At 68.5% G+C, this 14,125-nt stretch carries 12 protein-coding genes and 1 tRNA gene; 7 read left to right on the forward strand and 6 right to left on the reverse strand.

Going from position 1 to position 14,125, the window contains the following annotated elements; all coding sequences use genetic code 11:
* Nucleotides 1–75: 75 nt before the first annotated feature.
* Both Sj15T_RS12020 and Sj15T_RS12025 read right to left on the reverse strand, forming a co-directional pair.
* Nucleotides 76–444: a DUF962 domain-containing protein gene (locus Sj15T_RS12020; protein WP_007682283.1), complete on the reverse strand. Its 369-nt coding sequence runs from the start codon at nt 442–444 to the stop codon at nt 76–78.
* Between the two features lie 80 nt (nt 445–524).
* The gene (locus tag Sj15T_RS12025; RefSeq protein WP_007682285.1) at nt 525–1,496 is read right to left on the reverse strand and encodes a serine hydrolase; all 972 of its coding nucleotides are present in this window, start codon (nt 1,494–1,496) and stop codon (nt 525–527) included.
* A 91-nt stretch (nt 1,497–1,587) separates the two neighbouring features.
* Here Sj15T_RS12025 and ung point away from each other — a divergent pair, with 91 nt between their 5' ends.
* From ung to Sj15T_RS12055, 6 genes are all read left to right on the forward strand, one after another.
* A complete protein-coding gene (ung, locus tag Sj15T_RS12030; protein ID WP_007682287.1) occupies nt 1,588–2,283 on the forward strand; it encodes a uracil-DNA glycosylase in 696 nt (231 codons plus the stop codon).
* A complete protein-coding gene (locus tag Sj15T_RS12035) occupies nt 2,280–2,543 on the forward strand; it encodes a hypothetical protein (RefSeq protein ID WP_013041237.1) in 264 nt (87 codons plus the stop codon). Before ung ends, Sj15T_RS12035 begins: the two co-directional genes overlap by 4 nt.
* A gap of 94 nt (nt 2,544–2,637) precedes the next feature.
* Complete coding sequence (locus Sj15T_RS12040) at nt 2,638–3,069, forward strand: DUF488 domain-containing protein (RefSeq protein ID WP_041386103.1); 432 nt, start codon at nt 2,638–2,640, stop codon at nt 3,067–3,069.
* A gap of 217 nt (nt 3,070–3,286) precedes the next feature.
* Nucleotides 3,287–6,616: a transglutaminase family protein gene (locus Sj15T_RS12045; RefSeq protein WP_013041240.1), complete on the forward strand. Its 3,330-nt coding sequence runs from the start codon at nt 3,287–3,289 to the stop codon at nt 6,614–6,616.
* Entirely contained in the window at nt 6,613–9,084 is a 2,472-nt protein-coding gene (locus Sj15T_RS12050; protein ID WP_013041241.1) for a circularly permuted type 2 ATP-grasp protein, read from the forward strand. Before Sj15T_RS12045 ends, Sj15T_RS12050 begins: the two co-directional genes overlap by 4 nt.
* On the forward strand, nt 9,081–9,971 hold the full coding sequence (locus tag Sj15T_RS12055; protein WP_013041242.1) for a transglutaminase family protein: 891 nt from the start codon (nt 9,081–9,083) through the stop codon (nt 9,969–9,971). Before Sj15T_RS12050 ends, Sj15T_RS12055 begins: the two co-directional genes overlap by 4 nt.
* A 39-nt stretch (nt 9,972–10,010) precedes the next feature.
* Here Sj15T_RS12055 and Sj15T_RS12060 read toward each other — a convergent pair whose 3' ends face one another.
* The 4 genes from Sj15T_RS12060 to Sj15T_RS12075 form a co-directional block, all read right to left on the reverse strand.
* Nucleotides 10,011–10,376, reverse strand: a complete 366-nt coding sequence (locus Sj15T_RS12060; protein WP_013041243.1) for a hypothetical protein — start codon at nt 10,374–10,376, stop codon at nt 10,011–10,013.
* A gap of 202 nt (nt 10,377–10,578) precedes the next feature.
* Complete coding sequence (locus Sj15T_RS12065; protein ID WP_007687895.1) at nt 10,579–11,409, reverse strand: sulfite exporter TauE/SafE family protein; 831 nt, start codon at nt 11,407–11,409, stop codon at nt 10,579–10,581.
* 378 nt (nt 11,410–11,787) lie between these two features.
* Nucleotides 11,788–12,903, reverse strand: coding sequence for an alanine dehydrogenase (gene ald / locus Sj15T_RS12070; protein ID WP_041386615.1), 1,116 nt, complete (start codon nt 12,901–12,903; stop codon nt 11,788–11,790).
* Nucleotides 12,904–12,994: 91 nt separating this feature from the next.
* The gene (locus tag Sj15T_RS12075; protein WP_049775180.1) at nt 12,995–13,885 is read right to left on the reverse strand and encodes a peptidylprolyl isomerase; all 891 of its coding nucleotides are present in this window, start codon (nt 13,883–13,885) and stop codon (nt 12,995–12,997) included.
* A gap of 91 nt (nt 13,886–13,976) precedes the next feature.
* On the opposite strand from Sj15T_RS12075, the gene Sj15T_RS12080 reads away from it, so the two are divergent.
* A tRNA-Ser gene (locus Sj15T_RS12080) sits at nt 13,977–14,067 on the forward strand.
* Nucleotides 14,068–14,125 lie beyond the last annotated feature (58 nt).

Genomic DNA, 14,125 nt, shown 5'->3' on the forward strand with positions numbered 1-14,125 from the left:
CTTTTGGCAGAGCGGCGGTGGGGGTCAAGCGTGGTGGGAGGAGTATGGCGTTCCTGCGAAGGCGGGAGCAGGGTGCTACAGTTCGCGGCGCAGGGCGGGGTCTATGCTGCCGTCGGGGCGGACGCCGGCGCGTTTCAGGTCGCGGCCCATTCTTCCGGTCAGGAAGCGGAACCACATCACGAAATCGGCCCGCAGCGACCAGAAGGGATAGCGGAAGGTCGCCGGGCGGTTATGTTCGATCAGGCTGTGGCCGATCCAGGCGAAGCCATAGCCTGCCAGCGGCATGGCCGGGATCATCCACCATTTCCCCGCGACCGGCAGCGCGGCGATCAGCAGCACGACCAGGCTGGTGCCGGCATAGTGCATCGCCCGCGTGCCCGCATGGGCATGTTCCTGGAGATAATAGGGCCAAAAGTCGCGGAACGCCGCCGTCTTGTCGTCCATCGCATCCCCTCCTGCCCCAGTCCCTCCTGCCTGTGTCCGCGAGCCTATCGGGAAACGGGATGGAAGTTAAGGTGGATGCGTCAGGCCGTGTGCCGATCGGGGGCGAACAGGAAATAATCATAAGCGGCCCGCGCCGCTTCGGCCATGATGCGGTCGCGCAGTTCATGGCCCATATGGTCCTTCATCACGAAGACCGAGATGACGAACATGCGGCCATCGGGCAGCGTGACGATGCCCGCGTCGTTGCCGAGGCCGTTCAGCGTCCCGGTCTTGTGCGCGATGCGCGTGCCCGGCGGCAGCATGGCGCGCAGCCGGGCCTTGCCCGTCTTGCAGCGTTCCATGATCGATAGCATCAGCGCCGTCGTCTGGGGCCGCAGCACCCTGCCCAGGCGGATCGCGGCGAGCAGGTCGTCCATCGCGCGCGGCGTGGCGGTGTCGCGCGGGTCGGCGGCGAAGCCCAGATTGGGCATGTCGCGGGCGTCGCGCTGCGCGGCGGAGAGGCCGGATTCCAGCGCCGCTTCATCGCCATAGCCCGTGCCGACCACCTTGGCGCGGGCGAGCAGGTCGCGGGTGTTGCTGTCGACGCGCAGCCCCTTGATCCCGGCGGCGCGGACCCAGTCGTTCACCGCCTGCGGCCCGCCGGCGCGGGCGACGAGGGCGTCGGTCGCCTCATTGTCGCTGAGCGTCAGGCTCATGTCGATCAGGGTGCGCACCGGCAGCGGGCGGCCGAGGCGCATGAGCGGTTCGTCGAGGCTGAGGCTGCCCGCGTCCAGCAGCGAGAGGATCTTGGCCGCCACCGCCAGCTTGTAGGTGCTGGCCATGGGGAACAGCGTGTCGCCATTATAGGCCAGCGTCTCCCCGGTGCCGAGGTCGCGCACGGCGATGCCGACGGTGCCGTCGGTCAGCGTCGCGAAACGGGCGAATTCGGCCATCAGGCGGGATTCGGCGCTGTGCTGGACCGGATTGGGCGTCGGGCCGAAGGCGTCGGCAGTGGGCAGCGGGGCCAGGAACAGGCCCAGAAAGGCGATCAGCTTGGTGCGAAGGCGCGGCATCCCGCCTATTTTCCCGATTCGCCGGAGAAGGGCAAGGGGCCGGCCAAGCATTGTTGACAGCGGATCGCCCGGCGGTTCATCACGCCGGGCCATGAGCGACACCATCAGGCTGGACGAGAGCTGGCGCGCCCCGCTGCTCGGCGAATTCGAAAGCCCCTATATGCAGGGGCTGAAGCGCTTTCTTGAGGAGGAGAAGCGTCAGGGCAAGCGCATCTTCCCCAAGGGCAGCGAATATTTCCGGGCGCTGGATCTGACGCCGCTGGACAAGGTGAAGGTGGTGGTGCTGGGGCAGGACCCCTATCATGGCGAGGGGCAGGCGCATGGGCTGTGCTTCAGCGTGAAGCCGGGCGTGCGGACGCCGCCATCGCTGGTCAATATCTACAAGGAATTGCAGAGCGACCTCGGCCTGCGGCCGCCGCGCCACGGTTTCCTGGAACATTGGGCGCGGCAGGGCGTGCTGCTGCTGAACAGCGTGCTGACGGTGGAGATGGGCAAGGCCGCGTCGCACCAGAAGCGCGGCTGGGAGCAGTTCACCGACGCCATCATCCGGCTGGTCAACCAGAAGAACGAGCCCGTCGTGTTCCTGCTGTGGGGCAGCTATGCGCAGCGCAAGGCGGAATTTGTGGACCGCACGCGGCATCTGGTGCTGAAGGCGGCGCACCCCTCCCCCCTTTCGGCGCATAACGGCTTTCTGGGGTGCAGGCATTTTTCGCAGGCCAACGCCTTTCTGGAGGAGAAGGGGCGCGGGGCGATCGACTGGGGCTTGCCGGAAACGGTGGCGGCATGAATTTCGACGATCAGTTGCACCGCTATTTCGGGGTGCGGGATGTGGACGCGCTGACGCCTGATGCCCTGGAAGCGGGGCTGGAGCGCATGCGGGTGGATTTCGGGCTGGAGACGGACGGGCGGCGGCGGTTCGCGCTGTGGTCGCTGATGTTCCTGCTGGGGGCGGCGCCCGATCTGGACGAGGCGTTCGAGGACCCGGCGGACCGGGACGCGGCGCGGGACTTCATGGAGATGATGGAACGGGCCGGGGGAGACGAGTAGCTTTCGCCGCTTCGTGTTCCTGCGACGGCAGGAACCCAGCCCCACCGCTTCAACTGGGTTCCTGCCTTCGCAGGAACACGGTATCCTGTCGGGCATGCGAATCTTCACCATCGGTTATGAGGGCGCGACGCAGGACGAGGTGATCGCCGCCCTGCGCGCGGCGGGCGTCACGATGCTGGCCGACGTGCGGGCGGTGCCGCTGTCGCGGCGGCCGGGCTTTTCCAAGAATATCCTCGCCGCCGGGCTGCGGGAGGCCGGGATCGGCTATGTCGGGTTGAAGGCGCTGGGGACGCCCGCCGCCGGGCGGGAGGCGGCGCGCAAGGGGCAGCACCGGCGGCTGGCGGAGATTTACGCGGGGCAGTTGGAACTGCCCGAAGCGATGGTGCAGGCGGCGCAACTGGTGGAGATGGCCGGGGAGCAGGCCGTGGCGCTGTTGTGCTTCGAGCGGGATGCGGGGGCCTGCCACAGGTCGCTGCTGGTCGATGCGATCATGCCGGATGCGGAGCGGGTGGATTTGGCGCCTTGAGAGTTGGGTTTGGCGGGGATGGCGAAAGACGTTCCCCGTCACCCGGCCTTACCCCGTGGTTCCGCTTCTTGAGGGCTGGACGCTGGCGGCGAAGAAAGCGGAAGCCCGGGGTGACGAAAGGGAGGCAGAGGGTGACGAAAGGCAGAAACGCCAGATTCTTTGATCCTGAAACGATTACATATTGCATTGCAGCAGGGGGTGGCGTTTCATCGCTTTCATGCTGAAGGCCGCGCTCCACCACCTGACATCCTATCGCTACAGCCAGCCGATCCGCCTTGGGCCGCAGGTGATCCGGTTGCGGCCCGCGCCGCATAGCCGCACGAAAATCCCCAACTATGCGTTGAAGATCGAACCGTCCGGGCATTTCCTGAACTGGCAGCAGGACCCGCACGGCAATTGGCTGGCGCGGGTCGTCTTTCCCGATCCGGTCGACCGTTTCTCGGTCGAGGTCGACCTGCTGGCCGATCTCGACATCATCAATCCCTTCGACTTCTTCGTGGAGCCTTATGCGGAGGACTATCCCTTCGCCTATGACGAGCAGTTGAAGACCGACCTTGCCGCCTATTTCGACCTGGAGGATCAGGGGCCGCTGTTCAAGGCCCTGGTGGAAAGCCACAGGGGGTATGAGGGGCGGACGATCGATTTCCTGGTCGAGGTGAACCGGCAGCTTCAGAACCAGGTCGGCTATGTGATCCGGATGGAGGCCGGGGTGCAGGCGCCGGAGGAGACGCTGGAGATCGGCACCGGGTCGTGCCGGGATTCGGCCTGGCTGCTGGTGCAGTTGCTGCGGCGGCTGGGCTTTGCGGCGCGGTTCGTGTCGGGTTATTCGATCCAGTTGGTGGCCGATGTCGAGCCTTTGGAAGGGCCGAAGGGGGTCAGCCAGGACGTGGTCGACCTGCATGCCTGGGCGGAGGCCTATGTGCCGGGCGCGGGTTGGGTGGCGCTGGACGCGACGTCGGGGATGTTCGCCGGAGAGGGGCATATTCCGCTCTGCGCGACGCCGCATTATCGGTCCGCCGCGCCGATCAGCGGCATGGCCGAACCGGCGGAGGTGGATTTTCACTTCTCCATGGGGGTGAGCCGCATTGCCGAGGCGGTGCGCATCACCAAGCCCTTCACCGATGCGCGCTGGGATGCGGTGATGGCGCTGGGCGCGCAGGTGGATGCCGATTTGCAGGCGCAGGACGTGCGGCTGACGACCGGGGGCGAGCCGACCTTCGTGGCGGAGAATGGCGGCGATGCGGGCGAGTGGAACGGCGATGCCGTGGGGCCGACCAAGGCGGGTTATGCCGACCGGCTGATCCGGGGGCTGCGGGAAGCCTTCGCGCCGGGCGGGATGCTGCATCATGGGCAGGGCAAATGGTATCCGGGCGAGAGCCTGCCGCGCTGGGCCTATGCGGTCTATTGGCGGCAGGACGGGGTGCCGATCTGGCGGGATGCCGGGCTGATCGCGGATGAGGTCGCGCCGGAGGGCGCGCGGGCGGTGACGGCGGAGGATGCGCAGGCCTTCATCGCGCATATGGCGGGGGCGATGGGCTTTTCCACCGATCATATCCAGCCGGTTTATGAAGACCCGGCGGTGTGGGCGGTCAAGGAGGCGGACCTGCCGGTCAACACCTCTCCCGACGATCCCAAGATCAGCGATCCGGAGGCGCGAGCGCGGATGGTGCGGGCGTTCGAGCGGGGGCTGGACCAGCCGGTGGGCTATGTGCTGCCGGTGCAGCGGTGGCAGGCTCAGGCCGCGACGCCGCGCTGGCAGAGCGAGATTTGGCAATTGCGGCGCGGGCGGCTGTTCGCGGTGCCGGGGGATTCGGCCCTGGGCTATCGCCTGCCCCTGGGGTCTTTGCCGCATGTGCCGGAGGCGGCCTTTCCCTATATCCATCCCCGCGACCCCAGCGAGCCGCGAGGGCCCTTGCCGGATTTCCGGGCGACGGTGGACGAGGTGCGGGCGCAGCCGGTGCAGCGGGTTCCCGGCGCGCCGGGCGGGGCCGTGGCGCAGGATCGGGTCGAGCAAGTCCCTATCGAGGGGGCGGTGCGCACCGCCGTGACGGTGGAGCCGAGGGGGCATTTCCTGTCCGTCTTCCTGCCGCCGGTGGAGGCGCTGGAGGATTATCTGGAACTGGTCGCCGAGGTCGAGGGCGCGGCGGAGGCGATGCGGATTCCGGTGCGGATAGAGGGCTATGCGCCGCCGCCCGATCCGCGCCTGCAGGTGTTGAAGGCCACGCCCGATCCCGGCGTGATCGAGGTGAATATCCAGCCTTCGTCAAGCTGGGCCGAGACGGTGGAGATCACCGAGCGGCTCTATGCGCTGGCGCGGACCTGCGACCTTACCGCCGACAAGTTCATGGTCGACGGGCGGTCGGTGGGGACCGGGGGCGGCAATCATATCGTGCTGGGCGGGCCGAGCCTGAACGATTCGCCCTTCATCCGGCGGCCCGACCTGCTGAAGAGTTTTGTGCTCTATTGGCAGCGGCATCCTTCGCTGTCCTATCTGTTTTCGGGGCTGTGCATCGGGCCGACCAGCCAGGCGCCGCGCATCGACGAGGCGCGGCATGACGGGCTGTATGAGCTGGAGATCGCGCTGGCGCAGGTTCCCGCGCCGGGCGAAGGGGATGCGCCGCCGCCCTGGCTGGTGGACCGGCTGTTCCGCAACCTGCTGGTCGACGTGACGGGCAACACCCATCGCACCGAGATATGCATCGACAAGATGTTCTCCCCCGACGGGCCGACCGGGCGGCTGGGTCTGCTGGAGTTTCGGGGATTCGAAATGCCGCCGGAACCCAGGATGAGCCTTGTCCAGCAATTGCTGCTGCGGGCGCTGACGGCCTGGTTCTGGCGGCAACCGCAGCAGGGCGGTCTGGTGCGCTGGGGGACGGCCTTGCACGACCGCTTCATGCTGCCGCATTTCGTCTGGGCGGATTTCCTGGAGGTGCTGGGCGACCTGCGCGGGGCGGGTTACGCGTTCGATCCCAACTGGTTCGAGGCGCAGCGGCAGTTCCGTTTTCCGGTGCATGGCGCAGTGGATGCGGGCGGCGTGGGGCTGGAGATCAGCCACGCGCTGGAGCCGTGGAACGTGCTGGGCGAGACCGGGGCCATTGGCGGGACCGTGCGCTATGTCGACAGTTCGACCGAGCGTTTGCAGGTGCGGGCGACGGGCCTGGTCGCCGGGCGGCATGTGATCGCCTGCAACGGGCGGCGCGTGCCGATGACGCCGACCGCCGTGCCGGGCGAGGCGGTGGGCGGCGTGCGGTACAAGGCATGGGCGCCCGCCGCCTGCCTGCACCCTGCCCTGCCGGTCAACGCGCCGCTGACCTTCGACGTGCTGGATAGCTGGAGCGGGCGGTCGCTGGGCGGCTGCGTCTATCATGTCGCGCATCCGGGCGGGCGCAATTACGACACGCTGCCGATCAACGCCTATGAGGCGGAGGCGCGGCGCAAGGCGCGGTTCCAGGACCATGGCCATACGCCGGGGCCGGTCGACATGCCGCCCGCCGAGGCTACGAGCGAATTTCCGATGACGCTGGACCTGCGTTTCCGGCATCCATGACCGTGGCGAGCGCCCCTGTCATGGATGCCGCCGGTTGGGCCGACGCCTATCTGGCGTGGGCGCCGGAGGGCGACCTGTTCGCCGGGGCGAGCGCGGAGATGGCCGGGCACTGGCGGGCGATGCTGGACCGGCTGTCGGCGCAGGCGCAGGGCGATCCGGCGGCGCTGGCCGGCAATGTCGAGCGGCAGGCGGTCGATCTGGGCCTCGCCTTCCGGCTGACCGGGGACCAGCAGGAAAGGCCCTGGCCGCTCAGCCCCGTTCCGCTGCTGATCGGGGCGCGGGAATGGACGCATATCGAGCAGGGCCTCGTCCAGCGGGCGCAGTTGCTGGAGCGGGTCATCAGCGACATCTACAGCACGCAATCGCTGGTGCGCGACGGGAAGCTGCCCGCCAGCGTGATCACCGGCAGTCCGCATCATTGGCGCGTGATGACCGGCGCGCCGCCGCCGCACGGGCATTTCGTCCATTTCTACGCCGCCGACCTGGCGCGGGGACCGGACGGGGAATGGCGCGTGCTGGCCGACCGGGTGAGGACGCCGGTGGGGGTCGGCTATGCGCTGGAGAACCGGCTGGCACTGTCGCGGGCGACCGGGGATTTGCTGGGGGCGCTCAACGCGCGGCGGCTGGCGCCGTTCCTGAGCGACCTGCGGCGCGGGCTGGCGGCGGATTGCGAGCGGAGCGATCCGCGCATCGGGCTGCTGTCGCCGGGCCGCTTCAACCAGAGCTATGCCGAGCAGGCGCATCTGGCGCGCTATCTGGGGCTGTTGCTGGTCGAGGGTGACGACCTGATCGTGTCGGACGGGCAATTGTTCGTGCGGACGATCCAGGGGCTGAAGCGGGTCGACGGGCTGTGGCGCTGGATGGACAGCCGTTTCCTCGATCCGCTGGCGTTCGACGCGGAATCGCGCATCGGCGTGCCCGACCTGTTCGACGCCTGCGTGAAGGGCGGGCTGATGCTGGCCAACTGGCCGGGCGTGGGCGTGATCGAATCGCGGGCGATGGCGGCCTTCCTGCCGGGGCTGGCGCGGGAGGTGCTGGGCGCGGACCTCATCCTGCCCAATATCGCGACATGGTGGTGCGGGCAGGCGGCCGAGCGGGCGCATGTGGCCGACGCGATGGACGAGTTGGTGGTGGGGTCCGCCTTCGACCGGGACGTGGCGGGATTGACGGGGACGCGATTCCTGCCCGGATCGGGGCTGGACGCGAAGCAGCGGGCGGCGTTGCTGGAGGCGATGGCGCGGCGGCCGATGGACTATGTCGGGCAGGAAGTGGTGCGGCTGTCGACCACGCCCGCCATCGTGAACGGCAAGCTGACCCCCCTGCCCTTCACCCTGCGGGTCTTCGTGGCGCGGGACGATCTGGGCCAGTGGCGGATCATGCCGGGCGCCTTTGCGCGGCTGGCGGCGCATGGCGACATTCGCGCCGCGCTGATGGGCGAAGGCGACCTGTCGGCGGACATGTGCGTGCTGGACGCCAGGCCGGTGCCGCGGGACGGGCTGATGGCGGCGGCCCCGGCGATCCGCCGGGTGGGCGGCATGCTGCCCGCCAAGGCGGCGGACAATCTCTACTGGCTGGGCCGCTATATCGAGCGCATGGAGATGACGGCGCGGGTGATCCGGGCGATTGTCGGCGGGTCCATCGAGGCCGATCTGGGTCCGGCGGTCGGGTCGCCCACCATGGACCGGCTGATGGGGCAGTTGGCGCTGTGGGGCGCGATTCCGGGGACTGCCGGTGCCGTCGGGCCGCTCTGCGCGCAGGCGCTGGGCGACGGCGCGCAGCCGGGCAGCGTGCGCGCCCTGCTGGCGGCGGTGGCGGGCATCGGCGAAGGGCTGCGAGACCGGCTGGCGGTGGATTATTGGCGGCTGGTGCGGTTGCCCCTGCCCGATTTCGACGGCGGGGTGACGGAAACGCTGCTGGAAGCGTCCTCCCGCATGATCGAGCGGATTTCGGCGCTTTCGGGACTGGCGGCGGAGAATATGGGGCGGACCGAGGGGTGGCGCTTCCACGACATGGGGCGGCGGATGGAGCGGGCGATCAACGGTTGCCGCCTCGCCATGCTGTTCGCGGGCGACGGGGCTTCGGCCGACGACCTGACCGTGCTGCTGGACCTCAACGACAGCCAGATCAGCTATCGCAACCGCTATCTGGCCGGGCCGGCGCTGGCGCCGGTGCGCGACCTGGTGGCGCTGGAGCCGCATAATCCGCGTTCCATCCTCTACCAGGCGCAAAGGCTGGCGGAGCATGTCGCCGCGCTGCCGACACTGCATGGCGACGGCATGCCGGAGGAGCCGCAAAGGCTGGCGGCGATGCTGGCGGCGCGGCTGGCGCCGATGACCGGAGACATGCTGGGCATGGCCGATCTGGCGGATGCGGAAAGCCGCTTGCTCGGCCTGTCGGACGCCATCGGGCAGCGTTATTTCCTGCAACGGCGCAAGGAGAGGAGCGAGGGCGGCAGCCTGCTGTCATGATCTACCGCATCCGGCACCAGACCATCGTGCATTATGATGCGCCGGTGCAGTTGGCGCGCCTGAACCTGCGGCTGCGGCCCGCGCCGTGGCCGGGGCAGTGGACGTCGGACTATCATCTGGCGGTCGATCCCGCGCCCGCCTCCATCGAATCGCGGCCGGGGGCGTGGCCGGTCAATGTGGCGCGGCTGGAGATCGACAGCCCGCTTTGCCGGATCAGCATCGACAGCAGCTTTCGCGCCGGGGTGCAGGGCGGGCCGGCGGCGGAAGCGCGCGAAGACGATCCCACCGTGGGCGCGGTGGCGGCGGCGGCGCTGGCGGCGCGGGACATGGGACCGGCGGGACCGGCGCATTATCTCCATGCCTCGCCGCGCGTGCCGCTGGTGGCGGAGATCGGCGCCTGGGCGGCGGACCTGATGGCGTCCGGGCGGCCGGTGGTCGAGGCGGCGCTGGAACTGGCGCGGCGGATCAAGGGGGAATTCGCCTATGTGAGCGGGGCGACCGATGCGGCGACGCCGGTGGCGGAGGCCTTTGCGGCGCGCCATGGGGTGTGCCAGGACTTCGCCCATGTGATGGTGGCGGCCTTGCGCTGGTTCGGGCTGCCCGCCGCCTATGTCAGCGGCTATCTGCGCACCGATCCGCCGCCGGGCATGGCGCGGCTGGTGGGTGCGGACGCCATGCATGCCTGGGCGATGCTGTGGTGCGGCCCGGCGCGGGGCTGGATCGGCTTCGATCCGACCAATGGGGTGATCGCCGGCGAGGGGCATCTGTTCGTCGCCATGGGGCGCGATTATGCCGATGTCGCGCCGATGGACGGGCTGTTCGTCGGCGGCGCGGGGCAGAGCGTGCAGGTGATGGTGGATGTCATGCCGGAGGATGAGGCGGCGTGACGCGGGCCTTGCGGCCGCCCCATCCTCCGCCCTGCATCGTCAGCGGCCGGAGCCGTGGACGCGCACCTGTCCGCCGCGATAGCCCTTTTCCCGCATTTCCTTCGCATAGTCGCGGCGGGCGTCCGCCAGTTCCGTGCGATATTCGTCCCAGGCGTCGCGCTCATCCTCCGCATCGGTGGCGTGGCGCAGGTCGTGGGCCAGTTCCTTGCGGGCTTCGGCCACATCGGTGCGATAGTTGAACCAATATTTGTTCTGCACGCCCGCGATCGGCGCGGGCAGGGTCATGTCGTCCTCCATGGCGGCGAGCCTTTCCTCATAGCTCATCGCGCCATGGGGCATGGCCGTTGCGGAAAGCGGCGCCATTGCGATCATGGCAAGGGCGCCGGCGATGGTCGAGCGTTTCATGTCTCTTCTCCTCTTCCTCGTCCCGATGCCGGGTTCAACGTGCGAGGAGCGGGATTTTGCGCATGAACGGTTGTGCAGAATGGACGAAACGCATCCCCCCGGCGACCGGCGGAAAGGACGGATCGAACAGAAATCCATTGAAATCAGTATGTTACGGAAAAATCCCGCCCATGGCCCGTGCAGGGGCCATGGGCCGGGGAATTCACATCTTCATGGCGTTGCGGAACATGACGAAGGCGATGATCACCAGATAGACGCCAAAGATCTTCTTGAGCGGGGCGGCGGGCATGGCGTGCGCGACGGCGACGCCCAGCGGCGCGGTGAGCACGGACATGGAGGCGATGGCCAGCGTCGCGGGAATGTTGACATAGCCCAGCGAACCCCAGGGCAGGCCGCCTTCCTTGAGGCCGATCAGCGCGAAGCCGATGGCGCTGGGAATGGCGATGAGCGTGCCGATGCCCGACGCGGTGGCGATGGCGCGGTGGATCGAACGGCCGCACAGCGTCATCACCATGATGGCGATGGTGCCGCCGCCGATGCCCAGCAGCGCAGAAAAGGTGCCCAGGCCGCCGGCGATGCCGACGCGGGCGATGCCGGACGGCATGGTGTCGCTGATCACCTTGCCGCCGACCTTGGGCAGCAGGAAGTTGAGCGACATCAGGAACACGCCGACCGCGAAGATCATGGTCAATATGTGCCCGTCGACCCGGCCGGCCAGCAGCACGCCGACGCCGTCGCCCAGGATGATCCACGGCGCCCAGGTCTTGAGTATCTCGAATTCCACCGCGCCGCGCTTGGCATGGGCGAGCAGCGAGCGGATCGACGTGACGATGATCGTCGCCGCCGACGTGCCGATGGCGACATGGGCGATGGCCTCATGCGTGCCGCCCAGCAGCGGCAGAACCACGAACAGCGCGGGCACCACCACGAAGCCGCCGCCGATCCCGAAAATCCCCGCCGCGAAACCGGCGAACAGGCCCGCCCCCAGCATCGCGACCAGCGGCACCAGCCAGGTCGTCAGGTCACCATGCATCAGCGCTGCTCCCCTGTCGGTGCCGTGCGGGCGGCGTTATGGAGGAATATGCCCCGATGGATCAAGGCGGCGGAAGCTGTGCAATCGACCATTTTGGAAACCCATGCCTCTCTGCGGCGGAATATAACGGGCGGGGACGATCAACTGCCCCGCTTCTTCCCAAGACGAACGAAGTCGGGGAACCCGCAAAGGGGGGTGCAATATTGTGGGAGGCGATGGGGGTGAAGCGGACGTTCCCCAATTCGTCACCCCGGGCCTGACCCGGGGTCCCGCTTTCTTTCCGAGTGCACGCCCAGCCCAAGGCAGCGGGACCCCGGATCAAGTCCGGGGTGACGGTAAATGATGTCCGCAACTGGCAATAAGACGCCGGCCCGGCCGTTATCCGATCGCCTGTTCCGCAGGGATATGGGGCAGGTTCAGCGCCTCCGCCACGGCGCGATAGGCGATCTGCCCGTTCCACACGTTCAGCCCGTCCAGCAGATGCGGGTCCGCCCGCATCGCTTCCTTCCACCCCAGGTCGGCGATCCGCAGCGCGTGGGGCAGGGTCACGTTGTTGAGCGCATAGGTGCTGGTCCGCGCCACGGCGCCGGGCATGTTGGCGACGCAATAATGGACGATGCCCTCCACGATATAGGTCGGGTCGTCATGGGTGGTGGGGTGGCTGGTTTCGAAGCAGCCGCCCTGGTCGATCGCCACGTCGACCAGCACCGCGCCCTTCTTCATGGTCTTGAGCATATCCGCCGACACCAGCTTGGGCGCGGCGGCGCCGGGGATCAGCACCGCGCCGATCACCAGGTCCGCCTCCGCCACGCATTCGGCCAGGTTGGCGCGGTTGGAAAAGCGCGTCTTCGCCCGCGCCTCGAAATGGATGCCCAGCCGCTCCAGCACTTCCGGGCTGCGGTCCAGGATGGTGACGTCCGCGCCCAGGCCCGCCGCCATCTGCGCCGCGTTGAAGCCGACCACGCCGCCGCCGATCACCGCCACCTTCGCCGGCAGGACGCCGGGCACCCCGCCCAGCAGCACGCCGCGCCCGCCATTGGCCTTTTCCAGAGCGGTGGCGCCCGCCTGGATCGCCATGCGCCCGGCGACCTGGCTCATCGGCTTGAGCAGCGGCAGGCCGCCATGGGCGTCCGTCACCGTCTCATAGGCGATGCAGACCGCGCCCGACGCCATCAGATCCCGCGTCTGGTCAGGATCGGGGGCGAGGTGCAGATAGGTGTAGAGGATCTGGCCGGGGCGCAGCAGGGCGCGTTCCTCCGGCTGGGGTTCCTTGACCTTCACGATCATCTCCGCCGCGGCGAAGACGGCGGCGGGGTCTTCGACGATCTCCGCCCCGGCGCGGGCGTAGAGGCCGTCATGCGCGCCGATCCCCTCCCCCGCGCCGCTTTCCACCAGCACGCGATGGCCGTGGGCGGTCAGCTCATGCACGCTCTCCGGCGTCAGGCCGACGCGATATTCGTGATTCTTGATCTCCCTGACGGTGCCTACGATCATGACCATCTTCTCCATCATTGCCGGCGGGGGTGTAATGTCCGTTAGATAGGCATCGTTCCGGCATTTTGCCCGTGTCGGCGAAACGGCGCGCTCAGGGCGCCTGCCGGACCGGCACCGGCGCGTTGCAGAGGTCGACGCCGCCGGCGGGCCGTTCGTAGAAATCGTCTTTCCGGTTGGCCCGCAGGCGAAGATAATCGGCGAAGCTACGCGATCCCACGTCCATCGCCTGGTAACGCGGCCGCTGCGCCTCCGGCAGGTCGCTGGCGAGGCGGACGGAAAGGATGGGCAGGCGCCTTTCCCCCGCCGCATAGAAGCCGAGGTCGCCCGATCCGCGCGGCAGGCTGGCAAGCAGGCCGATGCCCTCTATCACCCGGCCGACCAGCGCGATGTTGCGGTCGAGCTGGCGCGGGGCCTGGCCGATCACGGCGTAGAGTTCCGCTCCGGTCCCCGCGTCCGGGGACAGGTTCCGCGCCACGCCGACCATGGCGTAGCAATGGGGCAGCCAGGCCGACGTCTCGTCCATCGCCACCGGCCAGCCGTCGATGAAGCCGGTGCGCGGGGCATAGGCGTCCGGATAGGGCAAGGGCACGGCGGCGCCCTTGAGCGTGGCGAGCGGGCGGACATAGTCGGGCACGATGTTCGCGGCGATGCCGGGGGGCAGGGCCTTCTTCTCCGTCGCGTCGCCCCATTGGGCGACATAATTGTCCTGCACGCGGTAGACGCTTTCCCCGTCCCACCAGCCCGCCCGGGCGAGCGCGCGGATATTGGCGACATGGGCAGGCGCGAAATCGGGCGCGAGCTGGATGACGACCCGCTTGCCGCCCTCGACCGTCATGACCAGCAGCGCGTCGGGCGCGATCGGCCGCCAAGCGCCTGCGGGGGCCTGCGCCACTATGGCGGAGGGGGTGGCGGGCGCATCGGCGGCAAGCGCCGGGGAAGACAGGAAAAGCGCGGCCGTGAAAGCGAGGGAGCGGATTGGCATGGCGCGATCAAGCATGGGATGGAAAGGAAAGTAAAGCATCCCCTTGCCTAGCGCGCCGACGCACGATAGGGAGCCGCCTCCAGTGCAATGCGGAGCGGTGGCCGAGTGGTCGAAGGCGCTCGCCTGGAAAGTGAGTATACGTCAAAAGCGTATCGAGGGTTCGAATCCCTCCCGCTCCGCCATTTACCCATTCGCCAGCGTTCATAGACAGCCGCCGGAAGGTACGGTTTTCTGCGGAAA

The organism is Sphingobium sp. TA15 (assembly GCF_037101235.1).
Lineage (GTDB): Bacteria > Pseudomonadota > Alphaproteobacteria > Sphingomonadales > Sphingomonadaceae > Sphingobium > Sphingobium indicum.

What these genes read in the sequence shown, in the direction of transcription:
- Sj15T_RS12055 (WP_013041242.1), top strand. Translation starts at nt 9,081, where the DNA reads ATGATCTACCGCATCCGGCACCAGACCATCGTGCATTATGATGCGCCG.
- Sj15T_RS12045 (WP_013041240.1), top strand. Translation starts at nt 3,287, where the DNA reads ATGCTGAAGGCCGCGCTCCACCACCTGACATCCTATCGCTACAGCCAG.
- Sj15T_RS12065 (WP_007687895.1), bottom strand. Translation starts at nt 11,409, where the DNA reads ATGCATGGTGACCTGACGACCTGGCTGGTGCCGCTGGTCGCGATGCTG.
- ald (WP_041386615.1), bottom strand. Translation starts at nt 12,903, where the DNA reads ATGATCGTAGGCACCGTCAGGGAGATCAAGAATCACGAATATCGCGTC.
- Sj15T_RS12040 (WP_041386103.1), top strand. Translation starts at nt 2,638, where the DNA reads ATGCGAATCTTCACCATCGGTTATGAGGGCGCGACGCAGGACGAGGTG.
- Sj15T_RS12035 (WP_013041237.1), top strand. Translation starts at nt 2,280, where the DNA reads ATGAATTTCGACGATCAGTTGCACCGCTATTTCGGGGTGCGGGATGTG.
- Sj15T_RS12060 (WP_013041243.1), bottom strand. Translation starts at nt 10,376, where the DNA reads ATGAAACGCTCGACCATCGCCGGCGCCCTTGCCATGATCGCAATGGCG.
- ung (WP_007682287.1), top strand. Translation starts at nt 1,588, where the DNA reads ATGAGCGACACCATCAGGCTGGACGAGAGCTGGCGCGCCCCGCTGCTC.
- Sj15T_RS12050 (WP_013041241.1), top strand. Translation starts at nt 6,613, where the DNA reads ATGACCGTGGCGAGCGCCCCTGTCATGGATGCCGCCGGTTGGGCCGAC.
- Sj15T_RS12025 (WP_007682285.1), bottom strand. Translation starts at nt 1,496, where the DNA reads ATGCCGCGCCTTCGCACCAAGCTGATCGCCTTTCTGGGCCTGTTCCTG.
- Sj15T_RS12020 (WP_007682283.1), bottom strand. Translation starts at nt 444, where the DNA reads ATGGACGACAAGACGGCGGCGTTCCGCGACTTTTGGCCCTATTATCTC.
- Sj15T_RS12075 (WP_049775180.1), bottom strand. Translation starts at nt 13,885, where the DNA reads ATGCCAATCCGCTCCCTCGCTTTCACGGCCGCGCTTTTCCTGTCTTCC.